At 75.3% G+C, this 22629-nt stretch carries 19 protein-coding genes and 1 pseudogene; 8 read left to right on the top strand and 12 right to left on the bottom strand.

Going from position 1 to position 22629, the window contains the following annotated elements; all coding sequences use genetic code 11:
- Positions 1–43: 43 nt before the first annotated feature.
- The 3 genes from COUCH_RS22220 to COUCH_RS22210 form a co-directional block, all read right to left on the bottom strand.
- A complete protein-coding gene (locus COUCH_RS22220; RefSeq protein ID WP_249607104.1) occupies positions 44–847 on the bottom strand; it encodes a CAP domain-containing protein in 804 nt (267 codons plus the stop codon).
- 154 nt (positions 848–1001) lie between these two features.
- A complete protein-coding gene (locus COUCH_RS22215; RefSeq protein WP_249607103.1) occupies positions 1002–1301 on the bottom strand; it encodes a hypothetical protein in 300 nt (99 codons plus the stop codon).
- Positions 1302–1344: 43 nt separating this feature from the next.
- Positions 1345–1791 (bottom strand): MarR family winged helix-turn-helix transcriptional regulator, encoded by a 447-nt coding sequence (locus COUCH_RS22210; RefSeq protein ID WP_249607102.1) that lies wholly within the window; start codon positions 1789–1791, stop codon positions 1345–1347.
- Between the two features lie 75 nt (positions 1792–1866).
- On the opposite strand from COUCH_RS22210, the gene COUCH_RS22205 reads away from it, so the two are divergent.
- Positions 1867–2283: a hypothetical protein gene (locus COUCH_RS22205; RefSeq protein ID WP_249607101.1), complete on the top strand. Its 417-nt coding sequence runs from the start codon at positions 1867–1869 to the stop codon at positions 2281–2283.
- Entirely contained in the window at positions 2280–3842 is a 1563-nt protein-coding gene (locus COUCH_RS22200; RefSeq protein ID WP_249607100.1) for a multicopper oxidase family protein, read from the top strand. The genes COUCH_RS22205 and COUCH_RS22200 overlap by 4 nt, the downstream gene beginning before the upstream one ends.
- A gap of 28 nt (positions 3843–3870) precedes the next feature.
- Here the strand turns inward: COUCH_RS22200 and COUCH_RS22195 are convergent, their stop codons facing one another.
- The 5 genes from COUCH_RS22195 to COUCH_RS22175 all read right to left on the bottom strand — a co-directional run bounded on the left by COUCH_RS22195 (position 3871) and on the right by COUCH_RS22175 (position 8864).
- Complete coding sequence (locus COUCH_RS22195; protein WP_249607099.1) at positions 3871–5325, bottom strand: serine/threonine-protein kinase; 1455 nt, start codon at positions 5323–5325, stop codon at positions 3871–3873.
- A 115-nt stretch (positions 5326–5440) separates the two neighbouring features.
- Complete coding sequence (locus COUCH_RS22190) at positions 5441–5893, bottom strand: YybH family protein (RefSeq protein ID WP_249607098.1); 453 nt, start codon at positions 5891–5893, stop codon at positions 5441–5443.
- A gap of 91 nt (positions 5894–5984) precedes the next feature.
- Entirely contained in the window at positions 5985–7331 is a 1347-nt protein-coding gene (locus COUCH_RS22185; RefSeq protein ID WP_249607097.1) for a DNA polymerase IV, read from the bottom strand.
- 63 nt (positions 7332–7394) lie between these two features.
- On the bottom strand, positions 7395–8159 hold the full coding sequence (locus COUCH_RS22180) for an alpha/beta fold hydrolase (RefSeq protein WP_249607096.1): 765 nt from the start codon (positions 8157–8159) through the stop codon (positions 7395–7397).
- A 54-nt stretch (positions 8160–8213) separates the two neighbouring features.
- A complete protein-coding gene (locus COUCH_RS22175) occupies positions 8214–8864 on the bottom strand; it encodes an MFS transporter (protein WP_249607095.1) in 651 nt (216 codons plus the stop codon).
- Positions 8865–8933: 69 nt separating this feature from the next.
- Between COUCH_RS22175 and COUCH_RS22170 the strand changes: the two genes are divergently transcribed.
- On the top strand, positions 8934–9374 hold the full coding sequence (locus tag COUCH_RS22170; RefSeq protein WP_249607094.1) for a MarR family winged helix-turn-helix transcriptional regulator: 441 nt from the start codon (positions 8934–8936) through the stop codon (positions 9372–9374).
- 94 nt (positions 9375–9468) lie between these two features.
- Here COUCH_RS22170 and COUCH_RS22165 read toward each other — a convergent pair whose 3' ends face one another.
- Complete coding sequence (locus tag COUCH_RS22165; RefSeq protein ID WP_430640992.1) at positions 9469–10515, bottom strand: GNAT family N-acetyltransferase; 1047 nt, start codon at positions 10513–10515, stop codon at positions 9469–9471.
- A 96-nt stretch (positions 10516–10611) separates the two neighbouring features.
- Here COUCH_RS22165 and COUCH_RS22160 point away from each other — a divergent pair.
- The 3 genes and pseudogenes from COUCH_RS22160 to COUCH_RS22150 all read left to right on the top strand — a co-directional run.
- A pseudogene (locus tag COUCH_RS22160) lies at positions 10612–10833 on the top strand (RNA polymerase sigma factor); the annotation flags it as partial.
- Between the two features lie 91 nt (positions 10834–10924).
- Positions 10925–11251, top strand: coding sequence for an RNA polymerase sigma factor (locus COUCH_RS22155; protein WP_249607092.1), 327 nt, complete (start codon positions 10925–10927; stop codon positions 11249–11251).
- On the top strand, positions 11244–12545 hold the full coding sequence (locus COUCH_RS22150) for a hypothetical protein (RefSeq protein WP_249607091.1): 1302 nt from the start codon (positions 11244–11246) through the stop codon (positions 12543–12545). The genes COUCH_RS22155 and COUCH_RS22150 overlap by 8 nt, the downstream gene beginning before the upstream one ends.
- 9 nt (positions 12546–12554) lie before the next feature.
- Here COUCH_RS22150 and COUCH_RS22145 read toward each other — a convergent pair whose 3' ends face one another.
- From COUCH_RS22145 to COUCH_RS22135, 3 genes are all read right to left on the bottom strand, one after another.
- Positions 12555–13313, bottom strand: a complete 759-nt coding sequence (locus COUCH_RS22145) for an AbfB domain-containing protein (protein WP_249607090.1) — start codon at positions 13311–13313, stop codon at positions 12555–12557.
- 94 nt (positions 13314–13407) lie between these two features.
- A complete protein-coding gene (locus COUCH_RS22140; RefSeq protein WP_249607089.1) occupies positions 13408–14412 on the bottom strand; it encodes a cell wall-active antibiotics response protein in 1005 nt (334 codons plus the stop codon).
- Positions 14413–14694: 282 nt separating this feature from the next.
- Positions 14695–16419 carry an alpha/beta hydrolase gene (locus tag COUCH_RS22135; protein ID WP_249607088.1) on the bottom strand — a complete coding sequence of 575 codons (1725 nt, stop codon included), beginning with the start codon at positions 16417–16419 and terminating at the stop codon, positions 14695–14697.
- A 153-nt stretch (positions 16420–16572) separates the two neighbouring features.
- On the opposite strand from COUCH_RS22135, the gene COUCH_RS22130 reads away from it, so the two are divergent.
- Positions 16573–16947: a hypothetical protein gene (locus COUCH_RS22130; RefSeq protein ID WP_249607087.1), complete on the top strand. Its 375-nt coding sequence runs from the start codon at positions 16573–16575 to the stop codon at positions 16945–16947.
- A 190-nt stretch (positions 16948–17137) separates the two neighbouring features.
- Entirely contained in the window at positions 17138–22621 is a 5484-nt protein-coding gene (locus COUCH_RS22125; protein ID WP_249607086.1) for a carboxyl transferase domain-containing protein, read from the top strand.
- Positions 22622–22629: the final 8 nt, after the last annotated feature.

Genomic DNA, 22629 nt, shown 5'->3' with positions numbered 1-22629 from the left:
TCCCCCACGTCCCGCCCGGGGATGTGGGGGACCGTGCCGTACGTCAGTTGACGAAGTCCTGGGTGAACCAGACCTTGCCGCCGCTGTCGCGCGTGACGGCCAGGCCGACCCGGGTGAATCCGGCGTTGAGCAGGTTCCTGCGGTGCCCGTCGTTCGGCGGCGTCTCGGCCAGCATGAGGTCGGTGAGGCCGTTGGCCGCGGCGATGATCTCGGTGGCGTTGTTGCCCGCGTTGCCCTGACCGATGTTCTCGCCGGCCGAGCGCCAGGAGACGCCGGCCGCGGTGAACCGGTCGCCGAGGCCCGCCTCGCCGGGGCACTGGTGGGACAGGCCGCAGCCGCCGGCCATCAGGGCGTTGTGCGCCTGTGACGCCTTGGTCAGCTCAGCGCTGAGCGTGAGCGGCTGCAGGCCGTTCGCCGTCCGGGCCGCGTTGATGTGCTGCAGGGCGGCCGTGATGACCGCGTCGGCGGCCGGCGGCTCGGTGGTGGGCGGCGCCGTGGTGGTGGGCGGCGTGGTCGCCGGGGGCCGCGTCGTCGGCGGGTTCGTCGGCTGGGTGGTCGGGCGGCTGGTCGGCGGCGTCGTGGGCGCCGCGGTGCCGGGGGCCGAGGTGGTGGGCACGGCGGTCGGGCGGGTGCTCGCCGAGGTCGTGGGCCGCGGCCAGTGCCGGCCGCGGCCGTGGTGGCCGGCCGCTGTGGTGGCCGGCCCGAGCAGCGGACTCGCGTGGCGGACGGCGTGCGGACGGTGGACGGTCTGCGCGGAGGCGACGCCGGCGACGCCGGCACCGAGCACGCCCAGCGCACAGGTGCTGAGCACGATCAGACGGGTCCGCTTGCGGTGGGGGGTGGGCACAGTGGTCCTCGTCGGTCGGCGGGCGGAGGCCCGCGCGGCCGTTCCGGGCAAGGGGAACGGGCGCCGGTCGGGCGCGGGGTCGACACTGCTCCACCCGGGACACCCGTGGCCAATCTTTGAGGAACCTTTAAAGTTCGGCTCAGCGGAACCTTAATCAGAGCGCGGAGCCCAGCGCGAGACCGAGCAGCGCCGACGCCACGATGAGGACGGTGAGCGCGGCGCCGTCCCGCAGCCGGCGGCGCCGGACCAGCCGGCGGGCCCGCACCAGGATGGCCTGGACGTGGTCCCGGCTCGGTTCGGCGCCGGCGTCGAGCAGATGCCACCGCAGGAAAGCCGGCGCGCCGCCGTCCGGGTCGTCCGCGACGGCGGGGGCCGGCGGCCGCGGGCAGACGTACCAGCGGCCGGGCCGATGCGCCGGCCCGGACCGGCTGCACCGGCGGCAGTGCTTGTTCATACCTCCATGACGCTGCGGCGGCCGAGAACGTTGCTCCGCCCGGTCACTGCGCTGCCGGGGGCGGGTCGCGGTCGACGAACCGGGCGAGCGTGTCGCGCAGGGCGACCAGCTCGTCCGTGCTCAGCGAACCGAACATCGAGGCCGCCGCCGATCGGGCGATCTCCTCGGCCTCGCCCAGGCACCGCCGGCCGCGGTCGGTGAGCGCGATGATCCGTGCCCGCCGGTCGCCGGGCACCGGCTGCCGTTCGACGAAGCCGCGTTGTTCGAGGTCGTCGACCGTCCGCAGCATCGCGGACTTGTCGGTGTCCAGCGCGGTGACGAGCTGCGCCTGGGTCGCGGGGCCGAGCCGGGCGATTGCCGAGAGCACCCCGAAGAGGCGTCCGTCGATCTCCAAGGGGGCCAGGGCCTCGGCGAAGGTCCGTGCCGCCCGCTGGTGTGCCAGCCGCAGCAGCTGGCCGATCTGGGGCCCGAGGGTCGCCACGTCGCTCACGGGCCCAGCTTACCGATCACGAGAAAGTATCCACTAAGAATTTCTCATCTGAGAACTTCTTGCTAGGGTCCACCCATGACCCCCTCCCGGGCGCACTGGCCGTTCCGCGTCAGCGTCAGCGTCGCCGCCCTTCTGCTCCTCGACCAGGCCGTGTTCGCCGGCCAGTTCCTCGCCGGCTCCTTCACGGCTCTGCACACCCACCGCGAGAACGCCACGTACTCGGGGATCGCGGTGCTCGTCGCCGCCGCGTGCGCCGTGCCGCTGCGGTGGTCCGGGGCCGCCCGCGCCCGGGGCCCGCTGTGGCCGCTGGGCGCCTGCCTCGGCCTGTTCGGGCTGATCGCGGTGCAGATCGTCGTCGGGTTCGGGCGTACGCTCGTGGTGCACGTGCCCCTGGGCGTCGCGATCATCTCGCTCGCGGTGTGGCTCGCGGCCTGGTCCTGGCGGTACCGGCCGGCGGAGGAGACCGAGGCCGCGGCCGGGGTGGCGCGATGAGGGTCAGCCGCCGGACGCTGCTGGCGCTGCTCGGCGGTGCCGGTGCCTCCGCGGCGGTCGGCGTGCCGCTGCTTGCCGGGCTGTCCGGCAGCACCTCGACCGGTGCGCTGCTGCCCAGCCTGATGCCGCTGCCGCAGCCGTTCACCCTCCCGTTCCGGGTGCCGCCGGTGCTTGCCCCCACCCGGCGCGACGCGGCCGGCGACCACTACGAGATCGTCCAGCGGGCCGCGACGGCGGAGATCCTGCCGGGGGTGCTGACGCCGATCTGGGGCTACAACGGCATCTTCCCCGGCCCGACGATCGTGTCCACCCGCGGCCGGCCGACCACGGTGACGCACCGCAACGAGCTTCCCGTGCCGGTCGTGGTGCACCTGCACGGCGGGCACACGCCGGCGGCCCACGACGGCTTCCCGGCCGACCTGCTCCACCCGGCCGGCACGCCCGCGGGGCCGCACGACCACCGGCACGCGGCGACGCCGGCCTACGGCACCCGGACCTACCGATATCCGGTACGCCAGCCCGCGGCGACGCTCTGGTACCACGACCACCGGATGGACTTCACCGGGCCGGCCGTGTGGCGCGGGCTCGCCGGCTTCCACCTCGTCCGCGACCCCGCCGAGGACCGGCTCGGCCTGCCCGCCGGCGACCGCGACCTGCCCGTGATGATCGCCGACCGGGCGTTCGCCGCGGACGGGAGCCTGCGCTACCCGAGCCTCGACCCGGCGTTGCTGCACACACCGGGCGTCACCGGGCCGTACGGTGCCGGGGTCCTCGGCGACGTGCTGCTCGTCAACGGCGTGCCGTGGCCGCTCGCCGAGGTGCCGGCCGTGCGCCACCGGCTCCGGCTGCTCAACGCCTCGAACGCCCGGCGCTACCGGCTCTCGCTGGACCCCGCGCCGCGCGGCGGGCCCGCCCTGACGCAGATCGGCACCGACGGGGGACTGCTCACCGAGCCGATCGCGCACGACGCGGTCGAGCTGGCGCCCGGTCAGCGCTGCGACGTCGTCGTCGACTTCGCCCGGTACGGCCCCGGCCGCGAGGTCACGCTGCGCAACGAGTTCGGCGACCGGAGCACCGCGGCGGTGATGCGGTTCCGGGTGGGCGGCGCGGCGCCGGACCCGAGCCGCATCCCCGATCGGCTGGCCCCGGATCCCGTCGTGGCGCCCGGCCCCGCCGCGACGGTACGGACGCTGCGCTTCCGGCACGACACCGTACGGGGGATGCCGGGCTGGACGGTCAACGGCGCCCCGTTCGACCCCGCGCACAGCATCGCCGACCCGCTGCTGGGTGACACCGAGGTCTGGCGGCTCGTCTCGGACTTCCACCACCCGGTGCACCTGCACCTCGGCCACTTCCGGGTGCTGTCGCGGGGCATCGGCGGGCCGGGCCCGTACGACCACGGCCCCCGCGACACCATCGACCTGCGCCCGGCCGAGCAGGCGACGATCGCGGTGTCGTTCACCGACTACCCGGGCCGGTACGTGCTGCACTGCCACAACCTCGAACACGAGGACATGGCGATGATGAGCGTGTTCACGACCCGGGCCGCGGGCCGCTGACCGGACCCCGTGGCGGCGCCGGAAGGGGTCAGCTCGCCTCGGCGAGCACGACGTTCTCCGCGGGCGCCGTGGTGGCCGGCGGCACCGTGGGGTCCGGGGTCGGCGGCGTCTCGGTGGACTCCGGCGGGGGCGTGGTGTGCGGCGGCGTCTGCGACGGCTCCGGGTCCGGCTGCGACGACGTCGGCGGCGGATTGCTCGGCGTGTGCCGCGGCGGCGTCGTCGGCGGCCTGGTCGGCGTGGCCGGGGCGCTGGTCGGCGGCGCCGGGGGAGTGGTCCGGACGGGCCGGTGCGGCCTGGTGTCGTCGCGGACCTGGGTGCCGGTGCCGGTGGCGGCGTCCGTGGTCGCGCGGACCGGCTGGTCGCGCTCCACGGGGGCGGCCGGCACCGGCGCGGCCGAGGTGACTCGCGGCGTGGTCATCGGCTGCGGTGTGCGCGCCGGGATGCCCGCGCCGGGCGCGCGCTCCACGGCGGCCTCGGCCTGCCGGCCGCGCAGCGTCGAGTAGCCGTTGGCCACCTGCAGCCCGAGGATGCTGATGACCGCGGCGGCGACGGCGGCCGAGGCGGTGACGGCGGCACGGCGGCGGGACCGGGTGCGCTGGGCGGCCGGGACGGTGCGGGTGAGGGCCGGGACGCCGCGGGTGAGCAGGGCCGCGGGCCGGACGGCCGGTGCCGTGCCGGAGGCCCGCCGCAGCCCCTCGGCGACCTGCGCGGCCGTCGGGCGCCGTGCGGGGTCGTCGGCGACGCACGCCTCGTACAGCCGGGAGATCTCGCGGGGGAGCCCGGCGATGTGCGGCAGGCGCGGGGTGCGGCCCTCGTGCCGGGCGGCGAGGACCTCGCCCACGCTGGTGCCCCGCCAGGCGCGGGCGCCGGTGAGGCACTCGAACAGCACGAGGGCCAGTGCGTACACGTCCGCGGCGGGGAAGGTGGGCTCGCCGCGCAACTGCTCGGGCGCGAGGTTGGCCGGGGTGCCCCAGAGCCGCCCGTGGGTGTCGAAGCTGTTCTGCCCGGCGACGGCGGCGATCCCGAAGTCGAGGACCTTCACGCCGCCCGGGGTGAGCATGACGTTGCGCGGTTTCACATCGCGGTGCACGAGGTTGCGCTCGTGGGCGGCGGCCAGCGCGGCGGCGGTGTCCGCGCAGATCGCGGCCGCCTCGCGCCAGTCGAGCGCGCCGGTCGCGGCCAGCCGGTCGGCGAGCGTGTCGCCCTCGAGGAACTCCATCACCAGGTAGGGCACCCGCTGGCTGCCCTCGGTCGCCTCGCCGTAGTCGTACACCCGGGCCACGTTCGGGTGGTTGAGCGCCGCCGCGGTCCGCGCCTCGCGCAGCACGTCGATCGAGGGCGCCGTGCTGTCCGGCCGGTACGGCGAGAACAGCTTGATGGCCACGCGCCGCTTGAGCGTGCGGTCCCAGCCGCTGTGCACGACGGCGCTGCCGCCGCGCCCGACCGCCTCCTCGACCCGGTACCGACCGGCGAGTGATCGCATCGAGACCCCTCCCCGCCGTCGTTCCGCACCGGCCTGTGATCAAGCTGTGAGTGCGGCAGATCCTACCCGACCAGGGGCTGCGTGAAACACCCGCGAGTCGCGGCGGCGACAGCGATCAGCCGGGCCGCTCCCAGAGGGGCCGGCGGAATGTCGCGTACGTGTACTTGCCGGTGATCCGCCCGCCGTCGTCGAAGTGGAACACGTCCACGCCGCGCCACTGCAGCCGGCCGCCGTGGCGGGCGCGGGCGTACCAGCGCAGCGGTGCGAGCGCCCGCCGGCCGTGCTCGCCGGTCAGGTCGATCCGGCACACCCAGCGGATCGTGACCCGCCGCGCGGTGTCGTCGATCACGGTGTCGTCCACGTCGAAGAAGAGCGTGCCGAACCGCCCGGCGAACGGCGGCGCGAACTCGGCCCGGATCGCCGCCGTGCCCTGGTGCACCGAGCCGTTGCCGGGCAGGTACTCGGCGTCGTCCGCGAAGTGCGCCATCGCCGTGTCGAGCTCGCCGTCGTTGAAGGCGGCGACGAAGGAGTCGATGATCCGGCCGAGCTCGGTTCTCGTGGCTGGCATGGTCTCCACGTTTCGCGGGCGGGACGGGGAGCGCCGACGCTGGCAGCGGCGCCGCCCGGTTCGCCGCGATCGTGGTCGTTCGGGCAGCGGGTCAGGCGCTTCCGGTCCAGTCGGGAGGGTCCGCCGGGTGCAGCGCGGGGTCGTCGGTGGCGAACGTGCGTACCGGCCCCGGCGCGGTGGTGGGGCCCTCGAACCGGACGCTGACCCGGCCGAGGCCGCTGCCCCAGACCCAGCCGGGGCCGTACGCGTCGTGCCGCACGTCCTGCCCGGGCCGCCACCCGCCGGTCACCGCCGGTGCGGCCGGCGCCTCGCCGCCTGTGCCCGGCCCGTCCGGAGGCTGTTCCGCGCCGAGGCCGGCCGGGGGTGCCGTGGTGAACAGGTCGTCCTGCACGAAATCGGCCAGCGTGGTGACCCCGACGCCGAGCAGGCGGATGCCGGCCGAGGTGTCCACCTCGGCGAGCAGCCGGTGCGCGAGCTGGGCGACGAGCCGGGGGTCGTCGGTGGGCTGGGCGCGGGTCAGCGACCGGGTGATCGTGGTGAAGTCGTAGTGGCGGATCTTCACCGTGACCGTACGGGCGGACAGGCCGGCGGCGCGCAGCCGGGCGCCGACCCGGCCGGCGAGCTGATCGATCTCGGTCCCGAGGCGGCCGCGGTCGGTGAGGTCCACGTCGAAGGTCGACTCGGCCGACAGCGACTTCGCCTCGTGCTCGCCGATGACGAGGCGGTCGTCGTCGGCGCGGGCCAGCCGGTACAGGCCGGCGCCGTGGGCCTGGCCGAACCAGTCCAGCAGGTCCGGCAAAGGCACGCGCGCGAGGTCGCCGATCGTGCGTACGCCCGAGCGGCGCAGGCGTTCGTCGGTGGCCGGGCCGACGCCGGGCAGCCGGGTCACCGGCAGCGGGTGCAGCACCGCCTGCTCGTCGCCGGGGGCGACCACCGTCAGCCCGTCGGGTTTGCGCAGATCCGAGCCGATCTTGGCGACCAGCTTGGAGGTGCCGACGCCGATCGAGGCGGTCACCCCGCCGGTCGCCGCCGCGATCGCGGCCTTCAGCCGGTCCGCGAGCGCGGTCACGCGGGGCACGGACAGGTCGTGGCCGCCGGCGGCGAGATCCAGGTACGCCTCGTCGATCGAGACCTGTTCCACCAGCGGCGACACGTCGTCCAGCAGGGCCATGACGACCTCGCTGGTCCGGCGGTACGCGGCGAAGCGCGGCGCGAGGAAGGCCGTGCCGGGCGGGCACCGGCGCCGGGCCTCCGCGGTCGGCATCGCGGAGCGGGCGCCGTACCGGCGGGCCTCGTAGGACGCGGTGGCGACGACGCCGCGGCCGGCCGTGCCACCGACGATCACCGGCCTGCCGCGCAGCGACACCTTGTCGCGCTGCTCGACGGCAGCGAACATCGCGTCCAGGTCGACGTGGGCGATGGCCGGCTCGCGCCTCACCGCCGCCCCCGTCCCATCTCCCCAGTGTCCAGCCCGCGCGGGGTGCTGCCCGCCCGGGGGCGGTCACCGGCCGGCGGGCGCGCCCGTGGCGTGCTCGCCGGCGAAGTCCCAGACGGCGTTCAGCGTCTGCTCCGGGGTCTCGATCTGGGGCAGGTGCCCGGTGTTCTCCAGCGGCCGGTAGGTGGCGGTGGGGATGGCCGCCGCGTACGCGCGCCCGTACGCCGGGTCGACGATGCGGTCGCTCTGCCCCCACAGCACGAGCACGGGCACCCCGACCGTGGCCAGCCGGCCGGCCAGGGTGGGGTCGGTCATGGTGCGGCCCGCGTACCGGGCGATGGCCTCCCGGTTGCCCGCCATGAGCGCCTTCTGTGCCTCGGGGAGGCTCGCGGGGTCCATCCGGAACTTGTCCGGCTCGTGGTACGACAGGTCGGCCAGCTGGTCCATGCTCAGCGAGAAGAAGTCGGCCACCGGGTGCCCGGGCACCTCGAGGCCCACGCCGTTGACGATGACGACGCTGCTGACCCGCGGGCTCGCCAGCGCGGCCATCTCGGCGGCGATCCAGCCGCCGATCGAGTTGCCGACGACCGTGACGCCGGTGAGGCCGCGCTCCTCGAGCAGGCCGGCGTAGAGCCGGGCGAGGCCGGGGACGTCGGTCAGGTCGCCGGGCCGCGGGGTGCCGTTGAAGCCGGGGTGGGTGGGCACCAGGACGCGGGCGGGCCGGGCGGCGGCGAGGCGGTCGGCGAAGCCGGCGACGGACACCGGACCGGCGCCGCCGTGCAGCAGCAGGAACGGGTGGCCGGAGCCGGATTCGTGAAGGGTGACGGACATCGTTCGCTCCTTGCGGAAGGGGGTGGGTTCCAATGCGCGGCGCGCGCCGGAGAGTCAGCGGCGGCCGGTGAGCAGCGCTGCCGTGGCGAGGGTGACCAGGACGAGGAGGGCGGCGACCGCGAGGGCCGCCGCGGGCATCCCGGTGGCGGCCGAGCCGCCGTGGTGGGCCCGGGCGGCGATGACCGCGCCGATGACCGCCGGGCCCAGCGCGGCGCCGGTCTGGCGCAGGGCGTTGTTGGCCGCGCCGGCGATCGCGGCCTGCGGGGCGGCCACGGCCTGCACGGCCACCGCGGAGCTCGTGGCCATGGCGACGCCGCTGCCGGCGCCGGCGCCGCACACCGCCTGGGTGAGCCAGAGCAGCCGGACGCCGGTCAGCGTGCCGGACAGGCTGACCGCCCAGCCCGCGGCGGCGCCCGTGGCGGTGAGGGCGATCCCGGCGCGGGCGAGCCGGCGCGGGCCGTACCGGCCGGCGAGGACACCCGCGGGCAGGACCGAGGCGGCCAGCGCCACCGTGAAGGCGGAGGTGAGCCACTGCAGATCGCTGGTCGCGGCGCCGGTCTGCGCGGCGATGCGGCCGAGGATCCCGTTGAGCCCGGAGAAGGGCAGGTAGGAGACGAGCATGGCCACGCAGGCCACGCTCAGGGTGCGGAGGTCGTCCGCCACCGGCCGGGTGCCGGCGCGGGGCGTCGCCGCGGTCGCTGTCATGCCGGCGACGCTATATCAGCATACTGATATAAGCAACCTGAAATAAGGAACCTGGTTTAAGCTGATCGCATGGCAAGCACCGCCGAAGAGGTCGGCATTCTGGTCAAACGCGTACAGCACCGGCACCACCGCGCCCTCACGGCGGCGCTCGCGGAGCTCGGGGTCTCGCTCGTGCAGTGGGACACGCTGCGGCACCTGCACCGGAGGCCCGACGCGTCGCTGCACGACCTGGCGCAGCTCACGTACCAGACGGACCAGTCATTCGGCACGCTGGCGGCCCGCATGGCCGACCGGGGCCTGATCGAGCGGGTGCCGGGACCGGGCCGGGCGGTGCGGCACCGCCTCACGCCCCGGGGCGAGCAGCTGCGGGCGGCGGGGGAGGAGCGGGTGCTCGCGGTGGTGGCCCAGTCGTTCGCCGGGCTGGGCGAGGACGACCTCGACCGGCTCGCCGGTCTGCTGCGTCAGGTCCTGGAACAGCCGCTGTCCCTGGCCGGTGCGCCGCCTCTGTGAGAGCCCCTCGCCGGTCAGCAGCTGCCGGGCGGCGGCTGCGCGCGGCCCGGGGCCGAGGAGGTGCTCACCAGGGCGGTGTGCGAGACGACCTGCCTCAGGAGCCGGGCCGCAGCAGGGCGTACCGGTAGAGGTCCGTGCGCCCGCCGGTGCGGCGCTCCTGTCCTTCCCGGACGAAGCCGGACCGTTCCAGCACGCGCTGCGCGGCGAGGTCGGGCGTGGGCACGCCGGCCACGAGCCGTTCGAGCGCCGTACCCGTCAGCGCCCACCCGCAGAGCAGCTTCACGGCGCGGGTCGCGTACCCGTGTCCCTGCCGGGCCGGGATCAGACGGCAGTCGATCTCCGCCTGGGTCGGGTCCGGGTGCCGGACCGTCAGCCCGGCCCTGCCGGCGAAGGCGCCGGTGGCCACGTCCCGGATCGTCAGCCGGATCTCCTGGTCCGCGAGCCAGGCGGCGTCCGCGTGGGCGCAGTATCGGACGGTCTCTTCCGGGGCCGCCGGCGCGCAGGGGAGGAGCTGGACGGCGGGTGCGTCGGCGGCGCGCATCGGCGTCAGGCGCACCACGCCGTCGGTCAGCTCGCCGCCGGGCAGGTCGGGCAGGTGGCGCGGCGTGGGGCCGGGCGGGTCGCCGGCCACCCGCGCCCACACGATCAGGTCGTCACGGCCGCCCGGGCGGGCGCCGGCGGCACGCCCGACACCCTCCCGCGTGTACCCGGCCCCGAGCGCCACGCGCTGGCTGGCCGCGTTCTCGAGCTCGGTGCGCAGCTCGATGCGGGCGTACCCGGCGGTGAAGGCGTACTCGGTGAGCGCCCGGGCCGCCGCCGTCGCCACGCCGCGGCCGCGGGCCTGCGGGGCGATCCAGTAGCCGATGCTGCCCACGTTCTCCTGGACGTACAGCAGACCGACGCTCCCGATGAGCGCGTCCGTCCCCGGGTCCGCGATGGCGAAGTTCCCGCCGCTGGGGAACGCCGCCGCCGCGCCCTCGGTGACCCACCGCTGCGCGTCGGCCTCGGTGTACGGCCGCGGCAGCGCGGGCAGGAACCGCTGGGTCAGCGGGTCGTTGCAAGCGGCCCGGACGGCGCCCGCGTCCGCGGCCCGGTACCGCCGGAGCCTCACGCCGGTGCCCTCGATGGAGTCGGCGCGCAGGTCCGGCGTGGCATCCATGATCACGATCCTGCCGGACCGGCCCGCCCGCCGCGGCGGGCCCACCTGTGATGCAGGTCTCATGGCCAGAATGCAGGGATGCCTGCGCCGCGGCCACAAGGACACGTGAGCTTCTCGATCGGCTGGGGGGACGTCGTGGTGCAGCCCGGCGCCCCGCCCGCGGCCTCCTCTGCGGACCAGGACCTGTGGCCATTGATCACCGCCGGGCGCCACGACGCGTTCACCGTCCTCTACGAGCGGCACGCGGAGGCGGTGTGGAACTTCGCCTACCGGCTGACCGCCTCCTGGAACGAGGCCGACGACCTGCTGTCGGTGGTCTTCCTGACCGCGTGGCGCCGCCGGCGGGGACCTGCGCCTGGTCAACGGCAGCGCGCTGCCCTGGCTCTACGTCGTGACGAGCAACGTGTGCCGCGGCGAGCGCCGCACGACGGCCCGGTTCCTCCGGGCGCTGCCCCGGCTGCTGCTGCCGCCCGCACCCGACCACGCCGAGCGGGTGGCCGAGCACGACGCCGCGGAGCGCCGCCTGCGAAACGTCCTGGCCGCCGTCGAGGAGCTGCCCCGCGCCGAGCGCGAGGCCGTCCGCCTCTGCCTGCTCGGCGGGACCCCGGTGGAGGACGCCGCGGCCATGTGGGGCATCGCGCCGTCCAGTGTGCACTCCCGCCTCGCCCGGGCCCGGGCGAGATTGTCCCGGCTCGTGGTGGAGGACACCGATGCCTGATCTCGACGGCCTGCCCCCGCGCCGGCCGCTGCCCGCCGACGTGCGCCGCGCCGCCCGCCGGTCGCTGCTGGCGGGACTCGAGCCGCGCTCCGGCAGGAGGGTGGTGGCGGCGATCGGCGTCGCGTTCGCGGTCCTGGCCGTGCCGTCGGTCGTCACGCTCTCGCTGGTGGACACCCGGCCGGGCGGGCACGCGGCCACGGCCGCGGACCCGGGCCGGCTGACGGTCGTGACGCCCGAGCAGAGATTCCACGCCCGTGAGCAAGCGCCGGCGGACGTCGTACGACGGTGCACGGTGGGCGCCGGGGACGTGTCCCGGTGGCGGCCGCTCCTGACCGTGTCCGCCCGGGGCGACACCGTCGTGGCCTTCCGGACCCCGGACGGCGACCGGTTCTGCGAGGTCACACCGCAGACGGTCGCGGTGTCGGCGGCGGCGTCCGTACCGCGGGGCGGGCGGGGCGCGGTCACGTTCGTGTCGGGTCTCGGCACCGTCGCCGGGGTTGTGGACCCGGCCGTGCGGGCGGTCTCGGTGAGCGACCCGGACTCGGCGTACCCGATGACGGACGACGGGGAGCCGGCCGTGGTCCGCGACGGCGTCTTCGTCGTGCCGAACACCTTCGCGGGCTCGGTGGGCGGCCTGCGCCTCGCGATCGGCGGCACCGCCACGGCCGAGGCGGCGTCGGTCACCGTCGAGGCCGTCGGCCTTCCGCCGGCCGTCGCGGTCCGGACCGACCGTCCCCGCCCGGCCGCCGACCGGACCTCGGCGCACGGCCGGGCGCTGGGCGACTGCCTCGGCGCGGCGGTACCGCCCGTCGTGGACCTCGGCGGCTGGGAGCCGGGCGCCGCGCTGGAACTCGACGACAGCGAACGGATCGTCCTCGGCCGCTACCGGGACCTGCTGGCGGTCTGCGTGCGGCGCGGCGCTCCCGGCACCCCGGGTACGCCCACCGTGACGGTCGACGAGGGCGGCCTGAGCAGCGGCGCGCGATCCTCCGAAGTGGACGCCAACCCGTTCTTCTTCACCCGGTCGGTCTTCTACAACTTCCGCAGCACGCCGGACGGCGCCTCGGCGAGCGACGTCGTCGCGATCACCGGGCTCACCACGGACCCCCGGGTCGCGGCGGTCGGCATCGACCGGCCGCACCGGGCGCCGGTGACCGCGACGGTGGTGAACGGCACGTTCGTGCTGCCCGGCATCGGGCTCAACGAGGGGACCGGGCCGGACGGCGACCGCAGCCGGATCACGGCCGTGGACCGGGAAGGCCGGGCCCTGGGCGGCGCGCTCATCCCGTCGTGACGAGCCCGCTCACAGCGGTGGCCGGACGACGTACGCGGTGGCGTCGGCCGGTCGCCGGGCCGTCAGGACGAGGGCCGACCGCTGCTCGTCGACGAACCGGTCCGGGTAGTTCCACGCCCGCAGGGAGATGCTGGTCCCGCCGGACCGGGGAACCGCGCAGAACGTCGCGTCGGCGGCGTACAGGGGATCGTCCTGCCGTACGTCGAGGTGGATGACGAAGTCGCGGTGGCGCAGGAAGCGCCCGGGGAAGTTGACCGACTCGAGGGAGACGCAGCCGCGACCGGCCAGTCCGGCCCGGACCGTGAACGTCGCGTCGAGCCGGGCCGTGGCCCCGCTCGCGGCCGTGACCGGGTCGACGCGACCCAGGAAGTCGCGGTGCCGCACGCGCAGCCCGGAGCGGCCGGCGAGTTCCAGGCCGACCGTGCGGCCGACGGCCAGGTCGGCGGCCGGGGCCGGGGTGCTCGGCGCGGTGGTGGCCCGCCCGGCGACCGGTGACCAGGTGCGCCCGGTGGGAGCGGGCCGGGCGGGGGGCCGCGTGCTGCGGTCCGGGCCGGGCGGAGCCGACTGCAGCTCGATCGCGGACGGCAGCGGCTCGAAGGAGAAGGCGATCGGCGGCTGCGGCGTGATCGGCGCTGTGCCGCCGTCGCCGAGCACAGCCCGGGCTGCCAGGACGAGCAGCGCGCCGGCCACGACCACGGCGCCCAGGAGCAGCGCCCGGCCGTGGACGTCGCCGGAACGGGGGTCGGCCGGGGCCGGCGGACCAGGCATGGTGGTCGATGTCTCCCGCGGATCGTCGGGGCGCCGGACGCCCGGCCCCGTCATCCTCGGGGCCGGGCTGCGGGAAAGCAAGGTTCGCCGGCTGCTACTGATCAGATCGATGAACGGTGACGGCGCCGAGGCCGTGCACGGCGTCCACGTCGATGCCGGTGCCGCCGCGGCGCCACCGCGGCGACTCGAACGAGGTGTTGCGGGCCACCCCCGCGACGGTACGGCCGTCCAGCGTGGCCTGACCGGCGCCGCGGCGGGCCCGGATCCGCACCGGCGCCGCCCCGGGCACGGTGATCCGCAGCCGGTTGATGCCGCCGGAGACCCGTACGGGCAGCGTGCCGGCCGGCTGCGGCAGCGTGAGGTGGATGTCCGCGGCGTCGCCGGCGAGCAGCACCCGGGTCAGCTCCCCGCCGGAGACGTCGATGTCGCCGAGCCGCAGGTCGCTGCTGATGTCGAGGAACCACCGCACGCCCACCGCGAGTGTCACCGTGACGGTGGCGGTGCCGCGCCGGCCGCTGTCGCGCAGCGTGGCGCGTACGGTGCCCGCCCCGAACGTGGCGGAGGGAACGACGGCGCTGTCGGAGGCGGCGCTGATCCGGTACAGGGTGTCGTCGAGATCGGCGGTCCGCACGATGACCGTGGCCGCGTCGCCGCTGAGGTGGAAGCTCGCCTTGCGGACGTTGTCGTTCGGTCCGGTCAGGACGACCGGCTCGGCGAAGCGCGGGGTCACGTCGGCCTGGGCCGCCTCGGGAGCCGGCGCCGGCGCCGGCCCGTCGGCCCGTCCGGCGGTCTGCCGGTGCCACCACGAGCCGGCATAGGCCGCCGCGCCCACGAGAAGGAGCAGGATCAGCAGCGCGGGGACCGCCCGGCGCCGGGCGCGCCCCGGCGCCGGTGGCGGGGCTGTCCGGGCAGCGGCCGGGATCTCCGCCGTGTCGGCTCCGGCCCGGGGCGCGGTCGTCGTCACGGCGGCGTCGCCGCTGTGGAAGTCGGCGGCCGGGGCGATGCGGTGCGGCAGGTCGGGCCAGTAGTCGGCCACCTTGGGCCAGGCGGCCGGTGCCGGTGCCGGAGGGTGATCACCGTACGGATCGAGGTCGGGCATCGGCATGTCCTCCTGGCGTGGCGGCGGCATGAGGCACCGGGCCCCGGCGCGGAGGTCCGGGGCCGGCGTGCGGGCTCGACTGTCCATACGTCACCGCGGGGACCGGCGGATCAACGCCCGGCCGGGTTCCCCCGCCGGTGGCGTGCCGCGGCCGGTGGAACCCCGGACGGATCGGGCGCGACGACGTGATCGCGTGTGGACATGCGGGGACCCGCACGCCTTCTCTGGTGGCTGCCGCGGCCCTGTGGCGCTCCTGGCACGGCGCCTAGGGGGGACACCCCCCTACCGGCGCGGACCGGTGCCGAGGGGTCCTGCGACCGGAGGCAGCTGCTTGCCCGCCTCCGCGGCGGAGGCCTCCCGGGAGAAGAACATGCCCGTGTTGCCGGTGAAGGGCTGCAGCGGCGAGCGGCACACGGTCCCGGCGCGGGGCAGGGTGCCGCGCAGCAGGTACGCGTCCATGGCCCGGGTGACGCAGGTGGACGTGCCGTACGCGGTGTGCCCCCAGTTGTCGCTGGTCAGCAGCCGGCTGTTCGGCAGCAGCTTCGACGCGGAGACGGCTTCGCGGTAGTTGGTGGCCGGGTCCCAGTAGTTGCCGACGAACAGCACGGGCGCGCTGGTACGCCGGTTGAACGGGCCCACGTAGGCGTCCTCGTCCCGGGCGGTCCACGTGTCGGCGGCGCACGGGGCGCTGCTCCAGCCCCACGCCCGGCCGAAGTACGGCGCGCGCCGGTCGGCGGCCGCGGTCAGCGCGGGCCACGCCGCGGCGTCGGCGGGGTGCCGGCCGTCGGTGCACATCACCCCGGCGAACGCCTCGAGCGAGTTGTCGTACGGGAAGTCGCGCGCCGGCGCCCGCAGCTGCGTGACCCGGTCGAGCAGTGCCGTACGGGCCGCGGCGCGCAGCCGTGCCTTCCCGGCCGAGCCGGCCTGCATCGTCTCCACCTCGGCGGTCATCTGGGTGACCAGGTCGCCGGCCATCGGGCTGTAGAGCTGGTTGAGCGTGAGGCCGATGAACAGCGCGTAAGTCAGGCTCACGGTCCCGGCGACCGGGTCCTTGCCGAGCACCAGGGGCCTGGCCCGCAGCTTGCGCGCCACGGTGGTGAAGCGCTTGGCCGGGTTGCCCTTGGCCAGCTCGCACCGCTTGACCCCGGCCCGGTCGCACCGTTCGAGCAGCTTCATCAACGCCCGGTACGCCCCGTCCGCAGAGTGCAGCCGGTCGTCCTGCAGCTGCCCGCCCGTCGCGTCGGTGCCCACCCACGACACCGGGTTGATCACGCCGTCCAGGGCGAGCGCGCGGACCCGGTCGGGGAACATGTTGGCGTAGTACTGGCCGAGGGCGGTGCCGTAGCTGAAGCCCAGGTACGTGAGCTTCGCGTCGCCGAGGGCGCGCCGGAGCACGTCCATGTCGCGGGCCGCCTCGGCGGTGGACATGGCCGACGCCAGCTCCCCGCCGGTGTCCGAGCAGGCCCGGCCGAGCGCCTGGGCGCCCTGGACGTAGCTGGTCACCTCCTTGGCCCCGTACGGGAAGAACACGGCCATGCCGGCCGTGGCGACGCTCTGGTCCCGGGTGGAGGGGAAGCACTTGAGGGCGTCGCTGGAGCCGACGCCGCGGGGGTCGAAGCCGACGACGTCGAAGCGGTCCAGCACCGAGTCGCTGAGGAAGCCGGAGGCGGCCAGGGCCATCTCGGTGCCGGAGCCGCCGGGGCCGCCCGGGTTGACGAAGAGGCTGCCGATGCGGCTCGCCGGTTTGCGGGCCTTCACCCGCACGACGGCGATCTGCACGGACGCGCCCTGCGGGTCGTCGTAGTCCAGCGGCAGCTGCGCGGTGGCGCACTGCGCGTTGCCGTAGCAGGTGAACCACGCGAGGTCCGGCGCCGGCACGCTGTCGACGCGCTGGGCCTCCAGCTCGCCGGTCGGATCCGCGGCGTGTCCCGCGGTGGGCATGACGAGGGACGCGGCGACCATCAGCGCCGCGGTCACCGCCCCGGTCACACGAGAGCTCAGCGACACCGGGATCCTCCTGGCTTGCGCGGCAGAGGGACCCGCCGCCGGACGTGGAAGCCTGAAAAGTATTCATATGCGAGGGCGGCGCATATCACCCGAGCGGTCAGCATTTGCCCGCTTCCGGCCCGCCCCGCGGCCGCCCGGGCCTACGGTGCCGCCATGATCAATCCCGGTACGGCCCCGGTCGAGGACGCCGACGAGCGGGCGGCCGCCGCAAACCTGGCCGTGTTCCTCGACGCGGTACGGGCGCGCGTCACCGGCATGGGCGGGCCCCCGGCCGTCCGCGTCAGCGATCTGACCGGTGAGCCGGTGCGCGACCCGGCGGCGGACCGCGACGGCCGCTTCGGGTGGGACCTGCCGTTCTCCGACGGCAGCCGGCTGCGGCTGCTCATGCCGGGTGCCGACATGTCCCGGCTGCGTGACGACCTCAGCGCCGAGGCGCCGTGCCTCTACGTCAACGGGAACGCGTACTGGTGGGACGCCGCGGTGGCCCGCGTCGCCGCCGAGGGGCTGGTCGTCAGCGGCCTGCGCTGACCGCCGGGACACCCGGCCGTAGGCTTCGGCCAATCGCGTTTGTAGGAAACCTACAACGGGGCGACCCGGGGCATGGTGGCGCCGGACATCGGTGCGGCGGGGTCTCATCCAGCAAGGTAGAGGGTGGAGACAGGCGGCGTCCGAGATCCGGGCGTCGCCTCCTGTTGACATGTCCTGGGAGGCTCGGCCGGTGTTCAATCGCGTGGCGATCGTCAACCGTGGGGAGGCCGCGATGCGGCTCATCCACGCAGTCCGGGACCTTTCGGCGGAAACGGGCGAGCGGATCGAGACGGTCGCCCTCTACACCGACGCCGACCGTACGGCCACCTTCGTGCGGGAGTCGGACATCGCGTACCCGCTGGGCCCCGCGTCGGCCCGGCCGTACCTCGACCTCGCCGTGCTGGAGCGGGCGCTGGTGGAGACCGGCGCCGACGCCGCCTGGGTCGGGTGGGGCTTCGTCGCCGAGGACCCGGCCTTCGCCGAGCTGTGCGAGAAGATCGGCGTCACCTTCGTCGGCCCGAGCCCCGAGGCCATGCGCCGGCTCGGCGACAAGATCGGCGCGAAGCTGATCGCCGAGGAGGTCGGCGTCCCGGTCGCGCCCTGGAGCCGCGGCGAGGTCGCCACGCTCGAGGCGGCGCTGAAGGCCGGCGACGAGATCGGCTACCCGCTGATGCTCAAGGCCACCGCGGGTGGCGGCGGCCGGGGCATCCGCATGGTGGCCTCCGGCGCGGACCTCGCCGAGGCGTACGAGCGCACCAGCCAGGAGGCCCTGCGCGCGTTCGGCTCCGGCGTGGTCTTCCTCGAGCGCCTGGTCACCGGCGCCCGGCACGTCGAGGTGCAGGTGATCGCCGACGGGCAGGGCACCGCGTGGGCGCTGGGCGTGCGCGACTGCTCGGTCCAGCGGCGCAACCAGAAGATCATCGAGGAGTCGGCCTCGCCGGTGCTCGCCCCCGCGCAGGTCGCGGAGCTCAAGGCGTCCGCCGAGCGGCTCGCCGTGGCCGTCGGCTACCGCGGCGCGTGCACCGTCGAGTTCCTCTACCACCCGGGCGACAAGCTCTTCGCCTTCCTCGAGGTCAACACGCGCCTGCAGGTCGAGCACCCGATCACCGAGATCACCACCGGCACCGACCTGGTCCGGCTGCAGTTGCACGTCGCCGGCGGCGGCCGGCTCGAGGGAGCGCCGCCGGCCGAGAGCGGCCACGCCGTCGAGGCCCGCCTCAACGCCGAGGACCCCGACCGCGACTTCGCCCCGGCACCCGGGCGCATCACCCGGCTGGTCCTGCCCGCCGGCCCCGGCATCCGGGTGGACACCGGCGTCAGCGAGGGCGACACCATCCCCGCCGACTTCGACTCGATGATCGCGAAGATCATCGCGTACGGCCGGGACCGCGAGCAGGCGCTCGGCCGGCTGCGCCGCGCGATGGCCGGGACCACGGTGCTCATCGACGGCGGCACCACCAACAAGAGCTTCGTGCTGGACCTGCTCGACCAGCCCGAGGTGATCGACGGCAGCGCCGACACCGGCTGGATCGACCGGGTCCGCGCCGAGGGACGCCTCGTCGGGCACCGGCACTCCGCGGTCGCGCTGGCGGCGGCCGCCATCGAGGCGTACGAGGACGAGGAGGAGATCAGCCAGGGGCAGCTGCTGTCCACCGCGCACGGCGGGCGTCCGCACGCGCGGCACGACACCGGCCGGCCGCTGGACCTCAAGCTCCGCGGCGTCGGCTACCGCGTCCGGGCCGCCCGGGTCGGCCCCTCCCGGTTCCGGGTCAGCGTCACCTCCGGCGCCGACACGCGTACGGCCGACGTCGAGCTCGAGCGGTTCGACTCGCGCAGCGGCCGCATCGTGGTCAACGGCCACCGCTTCCGGCTGGTGACCGCGTCGTACGGCCCGATCCACCTCGTCGAGGTCGACGGGGTGGCGCACCGGATCAGCCGTGACGAGGGCGGCGTGGTGCGTTCCCCGGCCCCGGCGCTCGTGGTCGCCACGCCCGTGGCCGTCGGCGCCGAGGTCGAGTCCGGCGCGCCGATCCTCGTGCTGGAGAGCATGAAGATGGAGACGGTGCTGCGCGCGCCGTTCCGCGCCCGGGTCCGCGAGTGCCCGGTGTCGGTGGGCAGCCAGGTGGAGACCGGCGCGGCCCTGATGCGCCTGGAGCCGCTCGCCGACGGGGCCGAGCAGGAGGCGCCCGAGGACACCCGTACCGTCGAGATCGACCTTCCGGCCGAGCCGGCCGGCGTCTCCGCCGCGGCCCGGGTGGAGCGCGGCCTGCAGGACCTGCGCGCGCTGCTGCTGGGCTTCGACGGCGACCCCGAGGACCCGCGCCGGGTGCTGACCGGCTACCTGGCCGCCCGCGAGCAGGCCGGCGACCGGCCGCAGCCGGGCGAGCTGGACCTGCTGACCGTCTTCGCCGACCTGTGCGAGCTGAGCCGCAACAAGCCGGGCGGCGAGCTCGACGTCGAGCCGGGCAGCCCGGTGCACAGCCCCCGCGAGTACTTCCACAGCTACCTGCAGAGCCTGGACGTCGAGCGGGCCGGCGTCACCGCGGACTTCCAGGCGAAGCTGCGCCGGGTGCTCGGCAACTACGGCGTGTCCGATCTGGACCGTACGCCGCAGCTCGAGTCCGCCGTCTTCCGCATCTTCCTCGCCCAGCAGCGCATCTCCACGGACGTCGCCGTCGTCTCCGAGGTGCTGCGGCAGTGGCTGGCCGGCTCGGCGCCGGTGGGGGAGCTGCGGGAGCGGGCCGGCCGCGTGCTCGAGCACCTCATCGAGGCCACCCAGGTGCGCTTCCCGGCCGTCTCCGACCTGGCCCGCGGCCTGGTCTTCCGCTGGTTCGCGCAGCCGCTGCTGCGCCGCAACCGGGCCGAGGTCTACGCCGACGTCCGCAGCCACCTCAGCCATCTCGACCAGCACCCGGACGCCCCGGACCGCGCCCTGCGCATCCGGGCGATGGTGGCCAGCGCCGAGCCGCTGGTCCGGCTGATCGGCCAGCGCATCGGCCGGCCCGGCCGCGACCACGCGCCGCTGCTGGAGGTGGTGACCCGCCGCTACTACGGCAACCGCCGGCTGTCGGACGTCACCGTGCGGGAGGCGGGCGGCTGCCGCTTCGTCACCGCCGAGCACGCGGGCACGGCGGGCACGACCCGCGTGGTGGCCACGGCGGCGGACATCACCGCGCTGCCCGGCGCGATCGCCGCGCTGGCCACGCTCGCCGAGGGCGTACCCGAGGACGGCCTGGTCGCCGACCTGTACGTCACCTGGGCCGGCCAGCCGGACGCCGACGAGATGGCCGCGCAGCTCGGCCGGCTGCTCGCCGAGCGCCCGCTGCCCGTGGCCGTGCGCCGGATCACCACCACCGTGGCCGGCACCAGCGGCGCGGTCATGCACCATCACTTCACGTTCCGGCGCGACGGCGGCACCGTCGCCGAGGACCGGCTGATCCGGGGCCTGCACCCGCAGATCGCCCAGCGCCTGCAGCTGCACCGGCTGCGCGAGTTCGAGCTGACCCGGCTGCCCTCGGCCGACGAGGAGATCTACCTGTTCAAGGCGGTCGCCCGGGACAACCCGGCCGACGAGCGGCTCGTCGCGATGGGCCAGGTCCGGGACCTGACCCCGCTGCGCGAGGCCGACGGCCGGCTGGTCGCGCTGCCCGCCGTCGAGGACGCGATCACCGCCGGGCTCGACGCGATCCGCAACATCCAGGCGCAGCGGCCGCAGAACAAGCGGTTCGACACCAACCGCATCCTCATGTACGTGTGGCCGGCCACCGAGCTCAGCACCGACGAGCTCACCACGGTGGTGGACCGGATCCTGCCCACCACCGCCGGCGCCGGGCTGGAGGAGGTCCAGTTCGTGGCCCGCCAGCGCACCAGCGGCGGGGAGCTCACCGAGGTCGCCGTACGGATCACCCTGGACCCCGGCCACGGCGCCCGGCTGCACATCGGCGAGCCGTCCACCGAGCCGATCCAGCCGCTGGACGACTACCGGCAGAAGGTGCTGCGCGCCGCCCGCCGGGGCAACGTCTACCCGTACGAGCTGACCGACATCCTCGCCGGGCCCGGCGGCCGGTTCGCCGAGCACGACCTCGACGACAGCGGCGCGCTGGTGCCGGTGGACCGCCCGAAGGGCCGCAACTCCGCGGCGATCGTCGCCGGTGTCGTCACCACCCCGACCGAACGGCATCCCGAGGGCGTCACCCGGGTCGTGCTGCTCGGCGATCCCATCAAGGCGCTGGGGGCGCTGTCGGAGCCGGAGTGCTCCCGGGTGATCGCCGCGCTGGACCTGGCAGAGCGGATGCGGGTGCCGCTGGAATGGTTCGCGCTGTCCGCGGGCGCGCGCATCTCGATGTCGTCGGGCACCGAGAACATGGACTGGGTGGCGGCCGCGCTCAAGCGCATCGTCACGTTCACCCAGGCCGGCGGCGAGATCAACATCGTGGTCGCGGGGATCACCGTCGGCGCCCAGCCGTACTGGAACGCCGAGGCGACGATGCTCATGCACACCAAGGGCATCCTGGTCATGACGCCCGACTCGGCGATGGTGCTCACCGGCAAGCAGTCGCTGGACTTCTCCGGCGGCGTGTCGGCCGAGGACAACTTCGGCATCGGCGGCTACGACCGGGTGATGGGCCCCAACGGCCAGGCGCAGTACTGGGCTCCGGACCTGTCCGGCGCCCGCGACGTGCTGATGGCGCACTACGACCACACGTACGTCGTGCCGGGCGAGACGGCGCCGCGCAGGGCCGCCACGAGCGACCCGGCCGACCGGGACGTGTCGAGCTTCCCGCACACCGTGGCCGGCAGCGACTTCGCGACCGTCGGGCAGATCTTCTCGGCCGAGCACAACCCGGACCGCAAGAAGCCGTTCGACATCCGTACGGTGATGCGCGCCCTGTCCGACCAGGACCACGCGGTGCTCGAGCGCTGGGCCGGCATGGCCGACGCGGACACCTCCGTGGTGCAGGACGTGCACATCGGCGGCCGGCCGGTCTGCCTCATCGGCATCGAGTCCAAGCCCGTGCCCCGGCGCGGCTTCCCGCCCACCGACGGCCCGGACACGTACACCGCGGGCACGCTGTTCCCGCGCTCGTCGAAGAAGACCGCGCGGGCCATCAACGCCGCGTCCGGCAACCGCCCGCTGGTCGTGCTCGCGAACCTGTCCGGCTTCGACGGCTCACCCGAGTCGATGCGCAAGCTGCAGCTGGAGTACGGCGCCGAGATCGGCCGCGCGATCGTCAACTTCCGCGGCCCGATCGTGTTCTGCGTGATCTCCCGCTACCACGGCGGCGCGTTCGTGGTGTTCTCCAAGGCGCTCAACCCGTCCATGACCGTCCTGGCGCTGGAGGGTTCGTTCGCCTCGGTGCTCGGCGGCGCTCCGGCCGCGGCGGTGGTGTTCTCCGGCGAGGTGAACAACCGCACCGCGACCGACCCGCGGGTGACCGACCTGCAGGCGCAGATCGCGGGGGCCAGCGGCGCCGAACGCTCGGCGCTCAACGCCCGGCTGGCCGAGGTCCAGTCGCAGGTCCGCGCCGAGAAGGTCGGCGAGGTGGCGGCGGAGTTCGACCGGGTGCACAGCATCGAACGCGCGGTGGAGGTCGGCTCGGTCGACGCGATCATCAGCACGGCCGAGCTGCGTCCCCGGATCATCGAGGCGATCGAGCGGGGCCTGCAGGGCTGAGCGGGCAG

Source organism: Couchioplanes caeruleus (assembly GCF_023499255.1).
Lineage (GTDB): Bacteria > Actinomycetota > Actinomycetes > Mycobacteriales > Micromonosporaceae > Actinoplanes > Actinoplanes caeruleus_A.
Note: the sequence above shows the minus strand (reverse complement) of the source record. Positions and strands in the feature narration are given on the sequence as shown.

Coding starts and splice junctions, on each gene's coding strand:
- COUCH_RS22175 (WP_249607095.1), bottom strand. CDS start 8,864: ATGACAGCGACCGCGGCGACGCCCCGCGCCGGCACCCGGCCGGTGGCG.
- COUCH_RS22140 (WP_249607089.1), bottom strand. CDS start 14,412: ATGCCCGACCTCGATCCGTACGGTGATCACCCTCCGGCACCGGCACCG.
- COUCH_RS22150 (WP_249607091.1), top strand. CDS start 11,244: ATGCCTGATCTCGACGGCCTGCCCCCGCGCCGGCCGCTGCCCGCCGAC.
- COUCH_RS22215 (WP_249607103.1), bottom strand. CDS start 1,301: ATGAACAAGCACTGCCGCCGGTGCAGCCGGTCCGGGCCGGCGCATCGG.
- COUCH_RS22200 (WP_249607100.1), top strand. CDS start 2,280: ATGAGGGTCAGCCGCCGGACGCTGCTGGCGCTGCTCGGCGGTGCCGGT.
- COUCH_RS22170 (WP_249607094.1), top strand. CDS start 8,934: ATGGCAAGCACCGCCGAAGAGGTCGGCATTCTGGTCAAACGCGTACAG.
- COUCH_RS22130 (WP_249607087.1), top strand. CDS start 16,573: ATGATCAATCCCGGTACGGCCCCGGTCGAGGACGCCGACGAGCGGGCG.
- COUCH_RS22180 (WP_249607096.1), bottom strand. CDS start 8,159: ATGTCCGTCACCCTTCACGAATCCGGCTCCGGCCACCCGTTCCTGCTG.
- COUCH_RS22195 (WP_249607099.1), bottom strand. CDS start 5,325: ATGCGATCACTCGCCGGTCGGTACCGGGTCGAGGAGGCGGTCGGGCGC.
- COUCH_RS22205 (WP_249607101.1), top strand. CDS start 1,867: ATGACCCCCTCCCGGGCGCACTGGCCGTTCCGCGTCAGCGTCAGCGTC.
- COUCH_RS22190 (WP_249607098.1), bottom strand. CDS start 5,893: ATGCCAGCCACGAGAACCGAGCTCGGCCGGATCATCGACTCCTTCGTC.
- COUCH_RS22145 (WP_249607090.1), bottom strand. CDS start 13,313: ATGCCTGGTCCGCCGGCCCCGGCCGACCCCCGTTCCGGCGACGTCCAC.